A 20,137-nucleotide genomic window follows, 5' to 3' on the forward strand; every position below is an offset into this window, starting at 1 on the left:
TCGATCGGTGCCAGCGTAGCGCCCGTCCGGTTCAGGATGCTGTGGACGTGGCCGGCTCCGCGGCCGGGGCGGGGCGCGTCTCCTCGGGGAAGAGCTGGTCGAGGAGCTGGGCGACCCACCCGATGAGCCCCCCGTCGGTGTCGGCGGGCGGCAGCGGAACCACCAGCGCCTCTCCCCCGGCGACGATCTTGGCCTTGGGATGCAGTCGCTGCAGGCGCACGCGCAGGGAATCCGGCAGGTTCGCCGGCGCGAGCCGCAGGTTGGGGCCCATGGCCACGACGTCGGCGAGGCCCGCGCGCGCGGCGCGGCGGCGCAGGCGCGCGACGGCGATGAGACCCTCCACCTCGCGGGGGGGCTCGCCGTAGCGGTCGCGCAGTTCGTCCACGACCGCGTCGATGGCGTCGTCCTTGGCGGTGGCGGACGCGGCGGCCGAGAGCTTCTGGTACGCCTCCAGGCGCAACCGCTCACTGTCGATGTAGGTCTCCGGCAGGCGCGCATCCACGGGGAGCTCCAGGCGCAGCTCGGTCGGACCCTCGGTCTCCTCTCCGCGGAACGTCGCGACGGCCTCGCCGATCATGCGCAGGTACAGGTCGAACCCGACCCCTGCGATGTGCCCGGCCTGCTCGGCGCCGAGCAGGTTGCCCGCTCCGCGGAGCTCGAGGTCTTTCAGCGCCACCTGCATGCCGCTGCCGAGGTCGTTGTTGACGGCGATGGTCTCGAGGCGGTCGGCCGCGGTCTCCGACAGGGGCTTCTGCTCGTCGTAGAGGAAGTAGGCGTAGGCGCGTTCGCGGGCACGCCCCACGCGGCCTCGGAGCTGGTGGAGCTGGGACAGACCGTACTTGTCGGCCCGGTCGATGATGATCGTGTTGGCGTTGGAGATGTCCAGCCCGGTCTCGACGATCGTCGTGCAGACCAGGACGTCGGAACGGCGCTCCCAGAACGCGTCGACGACCTCCTCGAGGGCGTGCTCGCCCATCTGCCCGTGCGCGACGGCGATGCGCGCCTCCGGCACGAGCTCGGCGAGCTCGGCGGCGACCCGCTGGATGGACTGGACGCGGTTGTGGACGAAGAACACCTGACCCTCGCGCAGCAGTTCGCGCCGGATGGCGGCGGCGATCTGCTTGTCGTTGCGCGGGCCGACGTACGACAGGATCGGATGCCGGTCCTCCGGCGGGGTCTGCAGCGTCGACATCTCCCGGATGCCGGTGACCGCCATCTCGAGCGTGCGCGGGATCGGGGTCGCACTCATCGAGAGGATGTCGACGTTGGTCTTGAGCTTTTTCAGCGCATCCTTGTGCTCGACGCCGAAACGCTGCTCCTCGTCGATGATGAGGAGACCCAGGTCTTTGAAGATCACCTTCTCGGTGAGGATGCGGTGCGTGCCGATGACCATGTCGATCGTGCCGTCGGTGAGGCCCGCGAGGATCTGGCGGGCGTCCTTGTCGCTCTGGAAGCGCGAGAGCGCCCGCACCTTCACCGGGAACCCCGCGAAGCGCTCGGTGAACGTCTCGGTGTGCTGCTTGACGAGGAGGGTGGTGGGGACGAGCATCGCGACCTGCTTGCCGTCCTGAATGGCCTTGAACGCCGCGCGCACGGCGACCTCGGTCTTGCCGAAGCCGACGTCGCCGGAGAGGAGCCGGTCCATGGGGATCGGCTTCTCCATGTCGGCTTTGATCTCGTCGATCGTCTGCAGTTGATCGGGCGTCTCGGCGAAGGGGAAGGCCTCCTCGAGTTCGCGCTGCCACGGGGTGTCGGGTCCGAACGCGTGCCCTCTCGAGGCCATCCGCGCCGAGTAGAGCTTCACCAACTCCACCGCGATGTCGCGCACGGCCTTGCGCGCGCGGCCTTTGGCCGCGGCCCAGTCGCTTCCGCCCATCTTCGACAGGGTCGGCGCCTCCCCGCCGACGTACTTCGAGAGCAGGTCGAGCTGGTCGGTGGGCACGAAGAGCTTGTCACCGGGGTATCCCCGTTTGGACGGCGCGTACTCCAGCACGACGTACTCGCGCGTGGTCTTCACGGGGTTGCGCCCCCCGCTGGACACCTCGCGCTGCGACAGCTCGACGAAACGGCCGATGCCGTGCGTGGCGTGCACGACGAAATCCCCGGGCTTCAGCTGCAGCGGGTCCACGACGTTCCGCCGCCGCGAGGCGAGCTTCTTCACCACGCGCGCATCGCTGCCGATCGTCCGCCCGTAGAACTCGCTCTCGGTGAGCACGGCGAAGCGCGCCTCGGGGAGCTGGAAGCCGCGCTCCAGCGGGGCGACCACGAGGTGGGCGACGCCCGGTTCGGGAACGTGGAGCACATCGTCCACGCGGCGGGCGGCGATCCCGCGCTCGGCGAGCACATCGCGCGCGCGATCCACGAGGCCGGCGCCGGAGGCCACCACCACGACGCTCCAGCCCTCGGACAGCAGCGTGCCGATGTGGGCGGTCGCGCCGTCGACGTTCCCCTGGAACGAGGGCACGGCCTCTCCGCGGATACGGATCGCCGCGTCATCCACGTCGAGGCCCTCGGCGGATGCGTCGGCGGCACCGGAGTCGAACGCCGACAGGCTCCACCACACCCCGCCGCGTGCCGCGGCGGCCTCCCGCAGCTCCGCGAGGGTCAGGAAGTCTCCCGCGTCCAGGTCGATCGGGGTACGCGCGCCCGCCGTCGCCGCCGACCACGCCGCCTCCAGGAACTCGCGGTTGGTCTCCCCGAGCGTCCGGGCGCGGGCGACGGAGCGTTCAGGATCCACCAGGGCGACCGCGGAGTGCTCGGGCAGGAAGTCGACCAGGGGCACGAGGCGATCCACGAGGATCGGCATGAGCGATTCCATGCCGTCGGTCGGGATGCCCTCGGACATCCGCTCGAGCATGGAGCGGAGCCCGGGATACTCGTCACGCAGCGCACCGGCCCGCGCACGCACGTCCGGCGTCAGCAGCAGCTCGCGGCTCGGAATCAGCGAGACGCTTGGCACGGCGCCGGGAAGCGAGCGCTGGTCGGCGACGGAGAAGGCACGGATCTCATCGACCTCGTCGCCGAAGAAGTCCACCCGGACGGGGTGGTCGGCGTTGGGCGCGAAGACGTCGAGGATGCCGCCGCGCACGGCGAATTCCCCCCGGCGCGACACCATGTCGACCCGGTGGTAGGCCAGCTCCACGAGACGGGCCGAGACGGAGTCGAGGCCCTGCCCGCGGCCGCCGACGGACAGCTCGATCGCGGCCACGTCGCCGAGTCCCGCCATCAGCGGTTGCAGCGCGCTGCGCACGGAGGCGGTCACCACGAGCGGGGCGGCGCCGTCCCACGCGGCGATCCGCCGCAGCACGTCGATGCGACGGCCGACCGTCTCGGCGCTCGGGCTCAGCCGCTCGTGCGGGAGGGTCTCCCACGCGGGGAAGTGCAGCACCTCCGCACCGGGGAGCACGGCCGACAGCGCCGGACCCAGCGACTCGGCGCGACGCCCCGTGGGGGCGACCACCAGGACCACGCCCGGGTGTCCCGCGGCACGGCGGCGTTCGAGGAGCGCGGCCAGGACGGGGACGTCCAGGCCGTCCACGAGGGAGAACTCGGCGTCGGCCACTGACGCGGATGCCGCGTCCCGGAACGAGTCGGCCTGCTCGAGGGCGCGCACGATCCCGGGAATTGTCACTTGGAAAGTCTACGGCTCGGTGCCGACACCGGCGCGGCGGTGTGTCGGGGTAGGGGGCGCACCTAGACTGACCGCGACCGCGATCAAGAACGAAGGAAGTGGCCATGAGCACGAATCCGCCGAGCACGAACCCGCCCGAACCGCAGGGCCAGCCCACCCCTCCCCCCGCCTACCCCGCGCCGACCGATTCCCCGTCCGCCTACCCCGCCGCGAGCTACGCGCCGCCCGCCGGCGAGGCGGAGCCCCAGACCAAGACCAAAGGACCCTCGGGACTGGGCATCATCGCCTTCGCGGCGGCCCTCGCCGGCGCCGTCATCGGGTCCATCCTCGCCTTCATCGGCGGCATGCAGCTCGGCGGCCTCGCGCAGTTCGCCGAGGTGACCGACAGCGGTTCGGTGAACGTGGACGGCAACAACCTGCCGCCGGAGGGCCAGCAGATGGCTGTCGCCAGCGCCGCTCTGATCTTCGCTGCGTTCGCAGTGTGGGGCATTCTCGCGCTGTGGGGGTTCATCCAGGGCATCGTGGCGGCCGTGAAGGACCGTGGTCGCGCGTGGGGTATCGCGGCGATCGTCATCGCCCTGCTCGGCGTCGGCGCGGTCGCCACATTCTCGGCGATCGGCGGCGCCGCCGGCGTGGCCCCGTACATGTCCTGACCCGCGGGTCGGATCGAGTACGTCAGCGGGGTGCGTGGAAGCGCTGCTGTGCGGCGAGGAGCCCCTCGCCCACGGTGGTCTCCACCGCATCCGCGGCATCGGCGATGAGATTGGGCAGGGTCGCACGCTCCTGCGCGCCGAACGGGTCGAGCACCCAGTCGGCGGGGTCCTGACGACCTGACGGACGCCCGATTCCCACGCGAACGCGCGGGAAGTCGGGCGTCCCGAGCGCCTTGGCCACGTCGCGGACACCGTTATGTCCGCCGTGACCGCCGCCGGTCTTGAGCTTGATCGTGTCGAACGGGATGTCGAGCTCGTCGTGGACGACGATGATCCGTCCGGCGTCCACGCCGTAGTACTTGGCCAGGTTGGCCACGGGGCCGCCCGAGACGTTCATGAAGCTGTTCGGCTTGGCGAGCACGAGCTTCGCGCCGCCCGGCTGCAGCCACGTCTCCGCCACCCGCGCGTTCGCCCGATGCGCGGCGAATCTCTCCGCGCGGCGGCGGGCGAGCTCATCGACCACCATCTGCCCGACGTTGTGCCGGGTCGCCTCGTAGCGCGGGCCGGGATTGCCCAGGCCCACGACCAGCCATGTCTCAGCCATCGCGGACCTGGGCGCCCCTCACGAATACGGAAGAGCCACCGGTCACTCGGACTCGGCGGACTCCTCGGACTGCTCCTCGGCCACGGCGGCGTCGGCCTCCGCGATCTCGTCCTCGGCCGCGAGCGTGTCGGTCGGAACCGAGACGGCGACGATGAGCGTCTCCGGGTCGGCGATGAGCACCGAGCCGGCCGGCAGCTTCAGGTCGGCGGCGGTGATGTGCGTCCCGTCCTCGAGGCCCTCGACGTCGACCTCGATCGACTCGGGCAGCTGCGTGGCGTCGGCCTCGATCAAGATGGTGTTGGCGTCCAGGTTGGCCAGGGTGCCGGGGGCGGGCTCACCGACGACGATCACGGGGACGTCGACGGAGACCTTCTCGCCCTTCTTGACCACGAGCAGGTCCATGTGCTCGATGATCTGGTGAACCGGGTCCTTCTGCACATCCTTGACGAGCGCGAACTCGTGGGTGCCGCCCGCGACCTCGAGATCCAGCAGCGCGTTGGCGCGGCGGATGAGCAGCGACACCTGGTGACCGGGGAGGGCCAGGTGCAGCGGATCGGTCCCGTGGCCGTACAGGACGGCGGGAATCTTGCCCGAGGCGCGAAGGCGACGGGCGTGGCCCTTGCCGAAGTTCTCGCGCAGCTCGGCGCTGACCTTGTTGTCTTCCGACATGATGAGTTCTCCTTGCGGGCCCACGGGCCCGGTGTGGGGGTCTGGTTTTCGACTCGAACGCGACGCGTGAGGAAAGCCGTGGGCCTGCTTCACCGCGTCGATCACGGACGCACCGCCCTGGGCTGACGCATCCCTCGCCGAAGTATCTGTCCCGAGTCTACCAGCGGCACCGCTACCATGAAGACGCAGCCGACACCCGGAGGATCCATGCCCGCTGAATTCTTCTCCCACCTCATGCTGTGGATCGTGGGCGGCATCACCGCGCTCGGCCTGATCGGCACCGTGGGCGCGTTCTGGTCGCTCGGCCGGGGCGGCTACCGCCAGGACTGACGTCGTCACCGGGACGCCGTCAGGGGCCGGGCGTCGTGCGGGCGTAGTGCTCGAGGTAGCGCTGGAAGCCCTCGTCGTAGTGCGCGCGTAGCTGCTCACGGGGTCTCACCATGCGCACCGGCTCGCCGTCGAGAGCGGGGTGCCGATCGGGTTGACCGCTCGCCCGCAGGCCCATCCGCACCGCTCCGATAAGCGAGCTGTGCTGCCGGGACGACGCTTCCATCGGCATCCCGAAGATGTCGACGGTCAGCTGAGTCCAAAACGGCGATGCCAGGACTCCCCCGGAGAGGATGATGCGCCGCGGGCTGCCGTTGAGCGCCGTCAATTCGGTGAAGCAGTGGAACAGGGAGTACACGATGCCTTCGAGCACGCCCTGGTAGATGTCGACGCGGCTGTGGTGCGGCTGGAGTTCGACAAGGCCGCCGCGTCGCTGGTCCTGCCACCCGGGGCTCCGCTCTCCGAACAGGAAGGGCAGGAAGACGGGCAGGTCCCGGGCATCCGCTTCCAGGTGCGGTTCGATCGCCGCATAATCGGTCGCCGCACCGAAGAAGCGCTCCTTCGCCCAGTCGACACAGTTCCCGCACCCCGACGTCGCCGCCCCGCTGAGCGGCCCGAGCGGCGATCGGTAGGACCAGGTGCTCATCGTGCGCGAGAACGACGGATGCTGCGTGGCGAACCGGAGCGCGCCGCTGGTGCCCATCGAGAACGTCATCTCCCCGTCGCCTGTCGCACGCTCCCCGACCTGGTTGAGACCTCCGTCGGGCTCGGGGACGAGGACCGGGACGCCGGCGGTCAGGCCGAGAAGCGAGGCACCCTCGTGCGTCAGCGGTGCGGTGTCGTAGGCGGAGCGCAGCGCCGGAAGGACGACGCCGCGGAGCCCCAGCCGCGAGATCACCTCGGCGTCCCAATCGGCGGTGTGGGCGTTGAGCAGGCCCGTGCCCGAAGCCTGCGATGCACTCATCCATACCTCGTCCGTCAGCCGCGCGAAGGTGAAGGTCGGCTGGTCCATGGCCACAAGCCCGACGGGGAGCACGCCCTCCTCGCGCAGGTGCATGAGCTTGAACGCCGGGTAGGAGGCGTTCACGAGGCAGCCGGTGCGCTCGTAGAACCACCGGGTGAAGCCCGCGTCCGCACGCAACCGCGCGCACAGGTCTTGGGCGCCGGTGTAGGGCCACTCCATCACCGCGGTGACCGCGCTGAGATCCGGACGTCGCAGAGTCAGACCGTGCCATGTGCCGCTCAGCACGATGAGGTCGACCGCCATCCCTGCGGCCAGCTCCCGGCCGAGCGCGACGAGCTGGGAGAAGATGGCCTCCGCGTCGCGTACCGCCGCATCCGGGCCGGGCACATCCAATCGGCGACCACGGACCGCGGTCGTGCCGAGCGCGGTGTCGAAGAGCAGCGCCTTCGCCGACGTCGTGCTGGCCTCCAGCGCGAGGATGATCATCGTGCTCCGTTCGTTACCGACATCTTTCCAGTCGTCGGGTCGTGGCGGCATCCGGCGACGCGGTCGCCGGCGCCGTGGCCCACCCGCGGCGATAGGCTGAATCCGATCCGACCGGCGTCCCCCCGATGCGGGCGCCCCCCTCCGCCTCGAACGATCAGGAGCCCGCGTGTCCGCAACCGATTCCCAGACGAACCTGTCCCCCGACCAGGATCAGGCACCCTCCGAGGCGGCGAGGAAGCACGAGGGCGCGCCTGCCCCGGAAGACGTCCCCCGCCCCACCGCCGAGGCCGGTACCCACGCCCCCGACGTCGCCGGGGGCCCGGCCAACATCGGTGTCGTCGGCCTCGCGGTGATGGGATCCAACCTCGCCCGCAACCTCGCCAGCCGCGAGGGGAACACCGTCGCGGTGCTGAACCGTTCCCGCTCCAAGACCGACGAGCTCGTCTCCGCCCACCCCGAGGCCGGATTCGTCTCGGCCTTCTCGTACCAGGAGTTCGCCGCGTCCCTGCAGCGACCGCGCACGGCAGTGATCATGGTCAAAGCCGGCGGCGCGACGGATGCGGTGATCGAAGAGCTCGTGCGCGTGTTCGAGCCCGGCGACATCATCGTCGACGGCGGCAACGCGCTGTTCACCGACACCATCCGCCGCGAGAAGGCGGTGCGCGAGACGGGCATCAACTTCGTGGGGATGGGCGTCTCCGGCGGTGAGGAGGGCGCGCTGAACGGTCCGTCCCTCATGCCGGGCGGATCGGATGAGTCCTGGACCACGCTCGGCCCGATCCTCCGCTCCATCGCCGCGGTCGCCGAGGGCGAAGCGTGCGTGACCCACGTCGGCCACGACGGCGCCGGGCATTTCGTGAAGATGGTGCACAACGGCATCGAGTACGCGGACATGCAGCTGATCGCCGAGGCGTACGACCTCATCCGCCGCGGAACAGGCAAGAGCCCCGCCGAGATCGCCGACGTGTTCGCCGAGTGGAACCGCGGGGAGCTGGAGTCGTACCTGATCGAGATCACCGCGGAGGTCCTCCGCCAGACCGACGCGGAGACGGGTCGGCCTCTCATCGATGTCATCGTCGATCAGGCCGGCGCCAAGGGCACCGGCGCCTGGACGGTGCAGACGGCCCTGAGCCTCGGGGTGCCCGTCTCCGGGATCGCCGAGGCGACCTTCGCCCGCTCGTTGTCCAGTCACCCGGAGCAGCGGGAAGTGTCAGGCGACCTCCCGGGTCCGACCGACGCGCTGGAGGTCGAGGACCCGGACGGGTTCATCGAGAAGATCCGCCTCGCCCTGTACGCGTCCAAGATCGTCGCGTACTCCCAGGGGTTCGATGAGATCCGCGCCGGAGCGGCCGAATACGGCTGGACCATCGACCTCGGCCGGATCGCCGCGATCTGGCGCGGCGGATGCATCATCCGCGCTCAGTTCCTCAACCGCATCACCGAGGCCTACGCCGCGACGCCCGACCTTCCGGTGCTGCTGACCGCGCCGTACTTCGTCGACGCCCTCACGCGGGCACAGTCCGCCTGGCGCGAGGTCGTGGCCACCTCCGCCCGTGCCGGCATCCCCGCTCCGGCGTTCTCCTCGTCCCTCGCCTACTACGACGGCCTCCGCGCCGAGCGCCTCCCGGCGGCCCTCATCCAGGGGCAGCGCGACTTCTTCGGCGCCCACACCTACAAGCGCATCGACAAGGCGGGCACCTTCCACACCCTGTGGTCGGGCGACCGCACCGAGATCGAGGCCGAAGACACCCACTGATCCGACGCCTCGTCGCCGGCCGCCACACGCGGGGGTCCCCGGCGTAGGGTCGGGGTTGTGACTTCACGACGCATCCTCTTCCTCGGTGGTTCCGGGGTCATCAGCACGGCCTGCGTGCGCTCGGCCGTGGCGGCCGGCCACGACGTCACGGTGCTCAACCGCGGCCGGAGCGCCCGCGCGCTGCCGAGCGACGTCCGCGAGCTGATCGCCGACGTCCGCGACGGCGACGCGGTCGCCCAGGCGCTGGGCGGAGAGGAGTTCGACGTCGTCGCCGATTTCGTCTCCTTCGTCCCCGCTCACGTGGAGACGGCTCTGGCCGCCGCCGCCGGAGAGAGGGCAGGGCAGTACGTCTTCATCAGCTCCGCCTCGGCGTACCAGAAGCCGCCGTCGCGGGTTCCGGTGACCGAGTCCACGCCGCTGCGCAACCCTTTCTGGCAGTACTCGCGCGACAAGATCGCGTGCGAGGACCTGCTGGTGGCGGCGTACCGCGAGCGCGGCCTGCCGGTGACCATCGTGCGCCCCTCGCACACGTACGACGAGACGCTGCTGCCCACGATGGGCGGGTGGACGGACGTCGCCCGCCTGCGGGCGGGCAAGCCCGTCGTCGTGCACGGCGACGGCACCAGCCAGTGGACCCTGACCCACAGCGACGACTTCGCCGTGGCCTTCACGGGCCTCCTCGCCAACCCTGCCGCGCTGGGCGAGGCGTTCACCATCACCGGCAGCCACGCCCCCACGTGGGACCAGATCTACAGGTGGGTCGCCCAGGCCGCGGGCGTCCCGGAGCCGCGCCTGGTGCACGTCGCCAGCGAGACGATCGCGGCGTGGGATCCGGACCTCGGTCCGGGGCTTGTGGGAGACAAGGCGCACTCGATGGTGTTCGACACCGCCAAGGTGCGGGCTCTGGCGCCGGAGTTCGGAACGACCGTCACGTTCGACGAGGGTGCTCGCCGCATCCTGGCCTGGTACGACGCCGATCCCGCACGGCAGCGGGTCGATCAGGCCCGCGACGCGCTCTTCGACCGCATGATCGCCCACGCGGATGCGGCCGGCTGAGCCGCGCCGCTCACAGCCCGCACATAGCGCACTCCATAGAACCCTGATAGGTGCTCGCGCACAATGGTGGCATGAACACGACCGCACCTTCGCCTGCGCTCACCCGTCCCGACGGAACTGCTCTGCGCGTCCTCGTGGTCGACGACGAGCAGATGCTCACCGACCTGCTGTCGATGGCCCTGCGCATGGAGGGGTGGGACGTGCGCACAGCCTCCTCGGGCCTCCAGGCGCTCCAGGCCGCACGCGATTTCGCCCCCGACGCCATGGTGCTGGACATCATGATGCCCGACCTCGACGGCATGGCCGTCCTCCAGCGCCTCCGCCACTCCGGCAATGACGTGCCCGTCCTCTTCCTCACCGCGAAGGACGCGGTGGCCGACCGCGTCGCCGGTCTCACCGCCGGTGGCGACGACTACGTCACCAAGCCCTTCAGCCTCGAGGAGGTCGTCGCGCGCCTGCGCAGCCTGATGCGCCGCGCGGGGACGGCGACCTCCGGAGACGTGGAGCCCATCCTGCGGGTGGGCGACCTGTCGCTCAACGAAGACAGCCATGAGGTGTTCCGCGGCGACGAGGAGATCGATCTGACGGCGACGGAGTTCGAACTCCTCCGGTATCTCATGCGCAACCAACGGAGAGTCGTCTCGAAGGCGCAGATCCTCGACCGGGTGTGGAACTACGACTTCGGCGGACGCTCCAGCGTCGTCGAGCTCTACATCTCCTACCTGCGCAAGAAGATCGACGCCGGCCGCGAACCGCTCATCCACACCATCCGCGGCGTCGGCTACATGATCAAAGCGCCGCAGTGACCCTCCCGCGCCGCCTCCCCCCACCCCGCCGTTCCTGGAGCCTCCAGGCGCGCCTGATGACGGCGATCATCGGGATGGTGGCGGTCATCCTCGCGATCGTCGCGCTGTCCACCGGTGCGATCCTCGGGCAGGTTCTTCAGGAGAACCTCGATACGCAGGTGCGCGAAGCCGCGGCCAACGTGCGGGTCAATCCGCAGAGCACGGCCACGGATCTGCTCGCGAACGGCCGGTTCCAGGACGGCACGATGCTGGTCACCCAGACACCCGGCGGGGGCACGACCGGCGCCTACGTCGACGGCGTCACGGTGCGGGCGCTGGACGGCGACGAGATCGAGAAGATCGTCGACTCGGTCCGCACTGCCGCCTCGCGCACGGTGGACATCCCCGAGCTCGGCGACTATCGGGTGACCAGCGTGGCCTTTCCCGGACAGCAGGCGATCGCGGTCCTCGGGCTCCCGCTGTCGGAGATCACCGGCACGATCTCGCAGATCCTGATCACGGTGGCGCTCGTGACCACCGGTGGCCTGCTGCTGCTGTCCTCGATCATCGCGATCGTGATCCGCATCGGCCTGGGCCCCCTCCGCTCCGTCGCCGACACCGCCGCGCGCGTGGCGAAGGTGCGCATGGACTCCGGGGACGTGTCGATCACCGAGCGCGTCCCCGCCGATCAAACGGACGAGAACACCGAGATCGGGCAGGTGGGAGCGGCGCTGAACACGCTGCTCGACCACGTCGACGCCTCGCTCACGGCCCGGCAGCACAACGAGGAGCTCATGCGCCGCTTCGTCGCCGACGCCAGCCACGAGCTGCGGACGCCGTTGACCTCCATCCGCGGCTACTCCGAATTGTCGCTGCGCGATGCGACCCTGAGCGAGAACACCCACGCGGCTTTGGAGCGCATCCAGGCGCAGTCGCTGCGCATGACCGCCCTCGTGGAGGACCTGCTGCTGCTGGCGAGACTGGATGAGGGTCAGGAGCTGGTGTACGGCGAGGTGGACCTCACGCGTCTGGCGGTGGAGGCCGTGGGTGACGCGCGCCCGGCCGGTCCCGACCACCAGTGGGTGCTGGATGTCGGCGATGAGCCGGTGATCCTGGCCGGAGACGCGGCGCGCCTGCAGCAGGTCATCGCGAACCTGCTCGCCAACGCCCGCACCCACACGCCCGCCGGCACCGTCGTCACCGTGTCGGTGCGCCGTGACGGCGAGGAAGCGGTGCTGCGCGTACACGACGACGGCCCCGGGATCGACCCCGCCATCGCCGATCGGCTGTTCGAACGGTTCGCACGCGGTGACGTCTCGCGCACGCGGAAGACCGGTGGCACGGGGCTGGGCCTGTCGATCGCCCGGGCCATCGTCGAGGCCCACCACGGCACGATTCGCGCCGAGAGCACTCCCGGCGACACCACGTTCGAGGTGCGCCTGCCCGCGAAGCCCGCCGACCCCGCATAGCCCTCCCCCGCCGTCGACTCGCCGACAAACGTCGTGACATGCGCGAAACAGGGACGTTTTCTGGCGAGTGGACGGCGTCAGTAGCCGGCGAACGCGTCGGTCGTGAGGGAGCGGGCGCGCTCGAGAGCGGGGGCGAGGCTCGCGATCAGTGCGGGCGGGCCGGAGATGTACGCGTGCCGCCCGGAGATGTCGGGCACCATCCGCAGCAGCGCCTCGGCGTCCAAGCGCACGCCCGCTCCCGCCCACCGCCACGACGCAGGGAGGTCGGGCGGGGCCTCGCGCGCGAACACGATGACCGGGATTCCCGACCGCGCGATCTCGTCGCGGAAGGCCAGTTCCGCCGCATCCGAGGCGATGTACAGGAGCACGATGTCGCGCTCCTCCCGTGCGGCCGCGAGGTGGCGCAGCTGCGAGACGAACGGGGTCACGCCGATGCCCGCGGCCACCAGCAGAAGCGGCGTGGCGGGCCTCGTCGGAAGGAGGAAGTCGCCCCAGATGCCCGTCGCCGTCAGGCTCGCGCCGGGCTCCGCCTCGGCGAGCGCGCGTTTGAAACTGGAGTTCGACCCCTCCCGGTAGGCGATCCGCACGATGGGCAGGTCTTCGGGTGCCGAGACGATGGAGAACTCCCGCCGCGTCCCGCGCGCGTCGGGCCGGCGGTGGGGCACATCGAGTTCGAGGTATTGCCCGGGGCGGAACCCGGCCGGCCGTTCTGCGCGGAAGGTCAGTTCACGCGCGGTCGGGGTGAGCTCGCGCCGGCCTTCCAGGACGAGGCGCAGGGCGCTCCGGCGGACGAAGGCGAACGCGACGAGATTGCCGATCAGGAGGGCGAACTCCTGCCCGAGGGTCACGACTCCGAGGTTGATCGGCCATCCGGCCAGCACACCGACGACTCCCGCGACGGTGAGCTGCTGCCACCGGCGCGGCGGCAGCGTCAGCGGCTCGGTGAGCATGAAGGCACCGAGGAACAGGTAGGGCGAGGACAGCACCACCTGCGACAGGATGCCCGCGGCGTCCACCTCCACGCCTGCTGCGGTGTCCTGCGCCACAGCGCGGAGGAACGCCACGCCGGCGGCGATCACCCAGAAGCCTCCGACCATCCGCAGCTTCTCGGTGCGCCACAGGATCGCCAGGCCCAGGATCAGCACCGGCAGCGCCAGCGGCGGAGTGCCCACCCACCACGCCGACGCCCCCAGCGCGGGCACCGCGATCCCCACGAGCGTGAGCACCGCGGCACCCACCGCGGCGGGGTTGAAGAGGTGGCGCCCGCGCCACGCGAGCACGTACTTCGACGCGGATGCGGCGGCACCGGCCAGCGCGATTCCGGCGAGACCCACGGGGTCGAGGGTGGGGAAGAGCACGAACAGGAGGATCCCCGCCGTGGTGACGGAAGACTCCAGGCGGCGGGGCAGTCGCATCGCGCTCTGCACGACGAGGTCGACGACCGCGCACACCGCCGCCAGCACGAGCGCGGTGACGATCAGATCGAGCGGACGCGGGCCCACCAGTCCCAGCAGCGAGAGCGCGAGCGCCACCACGGTCAGCGCGCCGAGGGAGAACAGCATGAGGCGATACATCGACACCCGCCCGAGCAGTCCGAGCACGCGGGTCCAGGCTGCCGTGACCGTTCCGATCACGAGAACAACTCCACCGTGCAGCCGGGCGACCACTCCACGCGCCCGTCCGTGCGCATCCGCACCCAGTGCGCACCCCAGGATGCGGCGAGCTCCGGACCGCCGTCGAAGAACAGCGCCGTGGCCAGCGCGTCCGCCTGCATGGCGGTGGGAGCCAGCGCCCACGTCGCCGCGTACGCGCGCACGGGCGCTCCGGTCCGCGCGTCGAGCACGTGGTGCAGCCCGTTGCCCCAGGTGCGGCGGGTCGTGGCTGAGGCGCACAGCGCCGCGTCCTGCACCTCGACCACGCCGATCGCCCTCCGCGCGTCGAACGGATGCTCGAGACCCACGCGCTGCGGTGTGCCTCGCACGGCCAGATCGCCCGACGCATCCACGACGACCTCCGCCTCGCCGGAGTTCGTCACGACCTCCAGCACCAGATCGACCAGGCGACCCTTCCCCACGGCGCCGACGTCGATGGTGGCAGGGCCGGCGAGCGTGAGCCGGCCGTCCCCCCATGTGAGGCGATCGCGCCAGTCCGCGGGCGCCCGGCGCGGATCGGCCGGGGCGAACGAATAGCGCGCGTCGTACCCGAGCCGCGCGAGGGAGTCGCCCACGAGGGGGTTCACCGCCCCGTCGGTGGCGGCATCGAGGTGCTCATAGACAGCGAGCATCGCGTCCGCATCGCGCGGCGCCGCCACGGAGCCGCCGTCCCGCGCCAATTCCGAGACGAGGGAGTCGCCGCGGAATCGTGACCAGGCCCGGTCGAACCCGGAGATCAGGGTCTCCACCTTCTGGGTCACCGACGGGGGAAGGGGCGCGCCGGTCTCGATCGACCAGCGCGTGCCGATGGCCTCGAACGACCAGGCCGCGCGCGGGGGTACGGATGTGAGCATGCGCTCAGGCGGTCGCGTCGGCCTTGATGGCCTCCAGCGCCTCGTTGAACCCCCCGCTGGTGAGGGAGGACCCCGCAACCCGGCTGACGGAGATCTCGTCGATGTCGCGTCCCACGACCTCGTCGGAGATGCCGCCGATGAACCGGCCCTGGTACTGCGTGGACTGCGGTGCCTGGGGGTCGCCGGTCACCTCGACCGCGGTGACCACATCGCCCTCCAGCGTGACGGTGACCTCGATGGTCTCGGTCGTCTCGGGGGTGCGGTAGGAACCCTCCGCGGTGTAGGTGCCGTCGGTGTAGGCGCCCTCCCCCGCGGAGCCGGAGCCGGCGTCGCTCTGCGTCGTCTCGTCGGCCTCAGGCTCGGCGGCAGGGGTGCCGGCGCATCCGGCGAGGGTCACGATGCCGGCCACGCCCAGGAGGGCGGTGCCGATGCGGACGGGGCGGGGTGCGGTGGTGCGGATCACGGGCGTCCTCCTGAGAGAGTCGGTGCAGTGCCTCGCGACGGGATCGTCACACGGGTGACACGGTGCAACGGACCCGCCGGTTCACCGGCGCGGCGACCTTTGCGCAAACTCGCCGGGAAGACGGGCCGAGAACCGGGTGGCGTCAGGCCTCGCCGCCGAACATGCTCGTCACCGAGCCGTCTTCGAAGACCTCGCGGATGGCGCGGGCCAGGAGCGGCGCGATCGGCAGGACCATGAGCCCCTCGAACCGCTCGTCCGCGGGGATCGGCACGGTGTCGGTGACCACGACGAGGTCGATCGCCTCGTCCTGCAGGCGCACCGTCGCGGGCGGGCTGAAGATCGCGTGGGTCGCGGCGACGATGACCTTCCGCGCGCCGGCCGCCTTGAGGGCCTGCGCGGCCTTCACGATGGTGCCACCGGTGTCGATCATGTCGTCCACCAGGAGGCACGTCCGGCCGGCGACCTCACCGACGATCTCGTGCACGGTGACCTGGTTCGCCACCTTCGGGTCGCGACGTTTGTGGATGATCGCCAGCGGCGCCCCCAGGCTGTCCGACCACGTGTCGGCCACGCGGACACGGCCCATGTCGGGCGAGACGACGGTGAGGGTGTCGCGGTCTTCCGCGCTGAGGTGCTCGCGGAAATACTCCAGGAGCACGGGCTTGGCGAAGAGGTGGTCGACGGGCCCGTCGAAGAAGCCCTGGATCTGTGCCGCGTGCAGGTCGACGCTCATGATGCGATCGGCGCCGGCGGTGGTGAGGAGGTCGGTGACCAGGCGGGCGCTGATCGGCTCGCGTCCGCGCCCCTTCTTGTCCTGGCGCGAATACGGGAAGTACGGCGCGACGACGGTGATGCGCTTGGCCGAGGCCCGCTTGAGGGCGTCGAGCATGATGAGCAGCTCCATGAGCCACTCGTTGACGGGCGGACCGAACGACTGGATGACGAAGACATCGCATCCGCGGATCGACACCTCGAACCGCGTGTAGATCTCCCCCGACGCGAACGTGCGGTGCTCGGTGGGAGCCAGCTCCGTGCCCAGCTGAGCGGCCACCTGCGCCGCCAACTCGGGGTGGGATCGACCGGCTGCCACGACCAGGCGCTTCTTGGTCTTGGCGACCAGTCCCGGGGCGATGCCGTTGTCCCGATCCAGGTCAACCGTCTTCTTCTTGCGGCCCATCGCCAGCTTCCTGTGCAGATCGGGCGAGCGCGGCGGCATGTGCCGCGCCCGTACCCGGTCGGTTCTTTTCGACCCATCCTTCGACGTTGCGCTGGGGCGCGACGCTCAGCGCGAGAGCCCCGGCGGGCACGTCCTTGCGGATCACGGCCCCGGCTCCGGTCTTGGCGCCTTCTCCGATCCTAACCGGCGCCACGAAGACGTTGTGCGAGCCGGAGTGCACCTCGTCGCCGATCTCGGTGCGGTGCTTGGTCAGATCGTCGTAGTTGGCCGTGATCGCACCCGCACCGAGGTTCACGTGGCGCCCGATGGTGGTGTCGCCGATGTAGGACAGGTGCGGCACCTTGCTGCCCTCGCCGATCGTGGAGTTCTTCGTCTCGACGAACGTGCCGATCTTCCCGCCCTCGGCGAGCGTGGTGTTGGGGCGGAGATACGCGAACGGGCCGACGGTCGTGCGCGCGCCGATCACGGCGAGGGTCGCGTCCGTGCGGCGGACGACGGCGTCCTCCCCCACCTCGCAGTCCACGAGGCTCGTGTCCGGGCCGATCACGGCACCGGAGGCGATGGTCGTCGCGCGGAGGATGTGCGTGTTGGGCAGGATCGTCACATCGGGCGCGAGGGCCGCGGTGTCGTCGATCCACGTCGTCGCGGGGTCCTGCACGGTGACCCCCTCCACCTGCCAGCGGCGGATGATGCGGGCGTTCAGCGTGCGCGCGGCCGCGGCCAGCTGCACCCGGTCGTTCACGCCGAGGGCGGCGGTCGCATCCGGCGCCTCGGTGACGGCGACCTCGTGACGCGAGTCGCGGAGGAGCCGCACGACGTCGGTGAGGTAGCGCTCGCCCTGCGCGTTGGCCTCCCCGACCAGAGCGAGGTGGGTCCGCAGCGGCTCCGCCTGGAAGACGTACACCCCGACGTTGATCTCGGTGACGGCGGCTTCGTCCTCGGTGGCGTCCTTCTGCTCCACGATGCGCTCCACACCGCCGGAGGAGTCGCGGATGATGCGGCCGTAGCCGCTCGGGTCGTCCACCCGCGCGCTGAGGACGGTCGCGGCGGCACCAGACGAACGGTGCGCGGCCAGCAGATCGGCAAGGGTGGAGGCCTCGAGCAACGGCACGTCGCCGCTGAGGACGAGGATGTCACCGGTGAAGCCGCCGAGGTCCTCCAGGGCCACCTGCACCGCGCGACCCGTGCCGGGGATCTCATCCTGGTCGACGATGTGCACGTCGGTGGTGAGCCCGCGGAGCGTCTCGACGACGAGATCACGTTCGTGACGCACGACGACGTCGATGCGCACGGGGTCGAGCAGGGAGGCCGCATCCAGGACGTGGGCGACGAGCGGGCGCCCGCCCAGAGGATGCAGCACCTTCGGCAGGCGCGAACGCATGCGCGTCCCCTGCCCTGCGGCGAGAATCACGACAGCCAGATCGTTCGTTGTGCTCATGCTCCGCCGCCAGGATTCGAACCTGGTCCTAACAGCTCCAAAGGCTGTCGTGCTGCCGTTACACCACGGCGGACCGCGCCCGCGGCGCCGCTTCAGTCTGCCAGATGCAGCTCCACGGCCGCCGCGAACGCGCGGCCGGCACCAGCGGCGATAATGAGTGGGTGAGCCACGAGAGCGATGAGGTCGACCGCATCGTCGAAGCGTGGATGGAGCAGCGACCCGACCTGGATTTCTCACCGCTGGAGGTGCTCTCCCGCGTCGACCGCCTCTCACGCCACCTCGACCGGGCGCGCCGGGAGGCGTTCCGCCGCAGCGAGCTGGAGCCGTGGGAGTGGGACGTGCTGTCGGCACTGCGCCGGGCGGGCGAGCCGTTCCAGCTGAGCCCCAAGCAACTCCTGCAGCAGACCCTCGTCTCCAGCGGCACCATGACCAACCGCATCGACCGCCTCGTCGACCGCCGCCTGGTGCGCCGCGAGGCCGATCCAGGAGACGGCCGCAGCGTGCTGGTGACACTCACTCCCGACGGTCGCACGCGCGTGGATGCGGCGATCACCCGGCTGGTCGATGCCGAGGCCATTCTCCTGGACGCGCTCTCGCGCGGTGACCGCGAGCGGCTGGCCAACCTGCTGCGCAAGCTCAGCCTGGGCTTCGACGGCTGAAACCCCCCTGCCGGCGGGTCACCGCACTAGGGCCGCGGCTGCTGCTCCACGCGTGACACGAAGTCCAGGAGCACGGAGGCGAGCGCCGCCGGCGCTTCCTGGGCGACGAGGTGTCCGACGCCCTCGACGTGCACCGCGGTGAATTCGCCTGCCGCCACCGGACGGAACGACCGTGCCGTGAACGGGTGGTTGGCGCCGTCGACCGTGAGCACCGGAACCCGGATCGGGTGGCTCTGTGCGCGGGCTCGCGTCGCCCCCTCGTCGGTGAACAGGGCGCGATACAGGCCTTCCGTGCCGCGCCACGCGTGGGGTCGTGAATACGTGCGGACGAACTCGTCGAGGTCCGCGGGGCCGACCGCGCCCTCGGTGGCATTCATCATCGGGTACGCCCACCCGGCGAGAAGCGCGCGTTCGTGGCCGGGGAGGAGCATCGAGGGGATGCCGGGGGTGCCGAGGAATCCGACGTGCCACGATCCGAAGGCGTTCACGTCGGCGAGGGCCTCGAGGCCGTAGCCGACGAGGGAGGATTCGACGGCGGTGAAGCTGAGCACCTCGTCGGGGTGCGCGGTCGCGAAGCGGAACGCCAGCCCCCCGCTGATGTCCTGTGCGAGGAGGTGCACGGCGCCCACGCCCAGGTGAGCGACGAGGTGGTGCAGGTCGTCGGCGGCGGCCTGTTCGCTGTGGCCGGTGGCGGCGGTGCTCGAGTCGCCGAAGCCGCGCAGGTCGAGCGCGTACACACGGTGGGTCTCCGCCAGAAGCGGGATGAGGCCCCGGAAGGCCCACCACGTCTCGGGCCAGCCGTGGACGAGCAGGATGGGCGAGCCGGACGTGCCGGCGGCGACGTAGTGCAGCTCGGTGCCGTTGAGTTCGGACCGATGGTGGGTGACAGCGGGGATGGTGGCGCCGATGGGGGCGATGGTGGACATGACTACTTCCAATCGACAATGTGGTTGTCGACAAAGATTAGACAACCGAGTTGTCTACGTCAAGCGGACCTAGACTGCTGAGGTGGCTCGTCGGGGTGGTGACCTAGCGCTGCTGATGCTCGCGGGTTTCCGCACGCTGGCCGACCGCGCGACCGCGGAGCTGGCGCGGCGGGGGTATGCCGACGTCCGACCCGTGCACGACTTCGCGCTCCACTCGATCATCGCCGGCGCGGCGAACGCCTCGGAACTCGGTCGTGCGATGTCGGTCACGAAGCAGGCGGCAGCGCGGACGATCACCGTCCTCGAGCAGAGAGGCTACGTCGCGCGCGAGGTCGATGCGGCGGACCGGAGGAAGATGACGCTGCGGGTCACCGAACGCGGCACCGACCTCCTGCGTGAGGGTGAGGCGGTCTTCGACGAGATGCGCGACGAGCTCGAGCGGCAGGTGGGCGCGGCATCCCTGGCGACGCTGGAGGACACCCTGCGCACCCTGGTGGGCGACAAGACGATCCGCCTCGACTCCCCCGGCTGGGACGCGGCCGAGGGCGACGTCGACGGCCGCGGATAA

The 20,137-nt window shown here is 70.7% G+C and carries 18 protein-coding genes and 1 tRNA gene; 8 read left to right on the top strand and 11 right to left on the bottom strand.

The window, feature by feature from the left end:
* Positions 1-31 precede the first annotated feature (31 nt).
* Entirely contained in the window at positions 32-3,631 is a 3,600-nt protein-coding gene (gene mfd / locus AC2DFQ_RS15400; protein WP_484534491.1) for a transcription-repair coupling factor, read from the bottom strand.
* A 104-nt stretch (positions 3,632-3,735) separates the two neighbouring features.
* On the opposite strand from mfd, the gene AC2DFQ_RS15405 reads away from it, so the two are divergent.
* Positions 3,736-4,284: a hypothetical protein gene (locus AC2DFQ_RS15405; protein WP_484508770.1), complete on the top strand. Its 549-nt coding sequence runs from the start codon at positions 3,736-3,738 to the stop codon at positions 4,282-4,284.
* Between the two features lie 22 nt (positions 4,285-4,306).
* On the opposite strand, the gene pth is transcribed toward AC2DFQ_RS15405, so the two are convergent.
* The gene (gene pth, locus AC2DFQ_RS15410; protein ID WP_484508769.1) at positions 4,307-4,888 is read right to left on the bottom strand and encodes an aminoacyl-tRNA hydrolase; all 582 of its coding nucleotides are present in this window, start codon (positions 4,886-4,888) and stop codon (positions 4,307-4,309) included.
* 42 nt (positions 4,889-4,930) lie between these two features.
* On the bottom strand, positions 4,931-5,557 hold the full coding sequence (locus AC2DFQ_RS15415) for a 50S ribosomal protein L25/general stress protein Ctc (RefSeq protein WP_484508768.1): 627 nt from the start codon (positions 5,555-5,557) through the stop codon (positions 4,931-4,933).
* Between the two features lie 207 nt (positions 5,558-5,764).
* Here AC2DFQ_RS15415 and AC2DFQ_RS15420 point away from each other — a divergent pair, with 207 nt between their 5' ends.
* Positions 5,765-5,887, top strand: coding sequence for a hypothetical protein (locus AC2DFQ_RS15420; RefSeq protein ID WP_484508767.1), 123 nt, complete (start codon positions 5,765-5,767; stop codon positions 5,885-5,887).
* A gap of 19 nt (positions 5,888-5,906) precedes the next feature.
* Here the strand turns inward: AC2DFQ_RS15420 and AC2DFQ_RS15425 are convergent, their stop codons facing one another.
* Positions 5,907-7,385 (bottom strand): gluconokinase, encoded by a 1,479-nt coding sequence (locus tag AC2DFQ_RS15425; protein WP_484534492.1) that lies wholly within the window; start codon positions 7,383-7,385, stop codon positions 5,907-5,909.
* A gap of 115 nt (positions 7,386-7,500) precedes the next feature.
* On the opposite strand from AC2DFQ_RS15425, the gene gndA reads away from it, so the two are divergent.
* From gndA to AC2DFQ_RS15445, 4 genes are all read left to right on the top strand, one after another.
* The gene (gene gndA / locus AC2DFQ_RS15430) at positions 7,501-9,090 is read left to right on the top strand and encodes an NADP-dependent phosphogluconate dehydrogenase (RefSeq protein ID WP_484534493.1); all 1,590 of its coding nucleotides are present in this window, start codon (positions 7,501-7,503) and stop codon (positions 9,088-9,090) included.
* Positions 9,091-9,147: 57 nt separating this feature from the next.
* Positions 9,148-10,146: an NAD-dependent epimerase/dehydratase family protein gene (locus AC2DFQ_RS15435; RefSeq protein ID WP_484534494.1), complete on the top strand. Its 999-nt coding sequence runs from the start codon at positions 9,148-9,150 to the stop codon at positions 10,144-10,146.
* Positions 10,147-10,217: 71 nt separating this feature from the next.
* Positions 10,218-10,952 carry a response regulator transcription factor gene (locus AC2DFQ_RS15440; RefSeq protein WP_484508763.1) on the top strand — a complete coding sequence of 245 codons (735 nt, stop codon included), beginning with the start codon at positions 10,218-10,220 and terminating at the stop codon, positions 10,950-10,952.
* Positions 10,953-11,008: 56 nt separating this feature from the next.
* Positions 11,009-12,400: a sensor histidine kinase gene (locus AC2DFQ_RS15445; protein ID WP_484508762.1), complete on the top strand. Its 1,392-nt coding sequence runs from the start codon at positions 11,009-11,011 to the stop codon at positions 12,398-12,400.
* 77 nt (positions 12,401-12,477) lie between these two features.
* On the opposite strand, the gene AC2DFQ_RS15450 is transcribed toward AC2DFQ_RS15445, so the two are convergent.
* The 6 genes from AC2DFQ_RS15450 to AC2DFQ_RS15475 all read right to left on the bottom strand — a co-directional run bounded on the left by AC2DFQ_RS15450 (position 12,478) and on the right by AC2DFQ_RS15475 (position 18,057).
* Positions 12,478-14,034, bottom strand: a complete 1,557-nt coding sequence (locus AC2DFQ_RS15450; RefSeq protein WP_484534495.1) for an FAD-dependent oxidoreductase — start codon at positions 14,032-14,034, stop codon at positions 12,478-12,480.
* The gene (locus tag AC2DFQ_RS15455; RefSeq protein WP_484534496.1) at positions 14,031-14,906 is read right to left on the bottom strand and encodes an FAD:protein FMN transferase; all 876 of its coding nucleotides are present in this window, start codon (positions 14,904-14,906) and stop codon (positions 14,031-14,033) included. The genes AC2DFQ_RS15450 and AC2DFQ_RS15455 overlap by 4 nt, the downstream gene beginning before the upstream one ends.
* A 4-nt stretch (positions 14,907-14,910) precedes the next feature.
* Positions 14,911-15,369, bottom strand: coding sequence for a hypothetical protein (locus AC2DFQ_RS15460; RefSeq protein WP_484534497.1), 459 nt, complete (start codon positions 15,367-15,369; stop codon positions 14,911-14,913).
* A 142-nt stretch (positions 15,370-15,511) separates the two neighbouring features.
* A complete protein-coding gene (locus tag AC2DFQ_RS15465) occupies positions 15,512-16,546 on the bottom strand; it encodes a ribose-phosphate diphosphokinase (RefSeq protein ID WP_484508758.1) in 1,035 nt (344 codons plus the stop codon).
* A complete protein-coding gene (gene glmU, locus AC2DFQ_RS15470; protein WP_484534498.1) occupies positions 16,521-17,984 on the bottom strand; it encodes a bifunctional UDP-N-acetylglucosamine diphosphorylase/glucosamine-1-phosphate N-acetyltransferase GlmU in 1,464 nt (487 codons plus the stop codon). Before glmU ends, AC2DFQ_RS15465 begins: the two co-directional genes overlap by 26 nt.
* 1 nt (position 17,985) lies before the next feature.
* Positions 17,986-18,057 (bottom strand) — tRNA-Gln (locus tag AC2DFQ_RS15475).
* Positions 18,058-18,145: 88 nt separating this feature from the next.
* Between AC2DFQ_RS15475 and AC2DFQ_RS15480 the strand changes: the two genes are divergently transcribed.
* Positions 18,146-18,643, top strand: coding sequence for a MarR family winged helix-turn-helix transcriptional regulator (locus AC2DFQ_RS15480; protein ID WP_484534499.1), 498 nt, complete (start codon positions 18,146-18,148; stop codon positions 18,641-18,643).
* A gap of 26 nt (positions 18,644-18,669) precedes the next feature.
* Here the strand turns inward: AC2DFQ_RS15480 and AC2DFQ_RS15485 are convergent, their stop codons facing one another.
* Complete coding sequence (locus tag AC2DFQ_RS15485) at positions 18,670-19,569, bottom strand: alpha/beta fold hydrolase (RefSeq protein ID WP_484534500.1); 900 nt, start codon at positions 19,567-19,569, stop codon at positions 18,670-18,672.
* 82 nt (positions 19,570-19,651) lie between these two features.
* On the opposite strand from AC2DFQ_RS15485, the gene AC2DFQ_RS15490 reads away from it, so the two are divergent.
* Entirely contained in the window at positions 19,652-20,137 is a 486-nt protein-coding gene (locus tag AC2DFQ_RS15490; protein ID WP_484534501.1) for a MarR family winged helix-turn-helix transcriptional regulator, read from the top strand.

The organism is Microbacterium sp. Z11_20 (assembly GCF_057197605.1).

What these genes read in the sequence shown, in the direction of transcription:
- AC2DFQ_RS15420 (WP_484508767.1), top strand. Translation starts at nt 5,765, where the DNA reads ATGCCCGCTGAATTCTTCTCCCACCTCATGCTGTGGATCGTGGGCGGC.
- AC2DFQ_RS15405 (WP_484508770.1), top strand. Translation starts at nt 3,736, where the DNA reads ATGAGCACGAATCCGCCGAGCACGAACCCGCCCGAACCGCAGGGCCAG.
- AC2DFQ_RS15485 (WP_484534500.1), bottom strand. Translation starts at nt 19,569, where the DNA reads ATGTCCACCATCGCCCCCATCGGCGCCACCATCCCCGCTGTCACCCAC.
- AC2DFQ_RS15465 (WP_484508758.1), bottom strand. Translation starts at nt 16,546, where the DNA reads ATGGGCCGCAAGAAGAAGACGGTTGACCTGGATCGGGACAACGGCATC.
- AC2DFQ_RS15455 (WP_484534496.1), bottom strand. Translation starts at nt 14,906, where the DNA reads ATGCTCACATCCGTACCCCCGCGCGCGGCCTGGTCGTTCGAGGCCATC.
- AC2DFQ_RS15445 (WP_484508762.1), top strand. Translation starts at nt 11,009, where the DNA reads ATGACGGCGATCATCGGGATGGTGGCGGTCATCCTCGCGATCGTCGCG.
- AC2DFQ_RS15415 (WP_484508768.1), bottom strand. Translation starts at nt 5,557, where the DNA reads ATGTCGGAAGACAACAAGGTCAGCGCCGAGCTGCGCGAGAACTTCGGC.
- glmU (WP_484534498.1), bottom strand. Translation starts at nt 17,984, where the DNA reads ATGAGCACAACGAACGATCTGGCTGTCGTGATTCTCGCCGCAGGGCAG.
- pth (WP_484508769.1), bottom strand. Translation starts at nt 4,888, where the DNA reads ATGGCTGAGACATGGCTGGTCGTGGGCCTGGGCAATCCCGGCCCGCGC.
- AC2DFQ_RS15425 (WP_484534492.1), bottom strand. Translation starts at nt 7,385, where the DNA reads ATGCCGCCACGACCCGACGACTGGAAAGATGTCGGTAACGAACGGAGC.
- AC2DFQ_RS15440 (WP_484508763.1), top strand. Translation starts at nt 10,218, where the DNA reads ATGAACACGACCGCACCTTCGCCTGCGCTCACCCGTCCCGACGGAACT.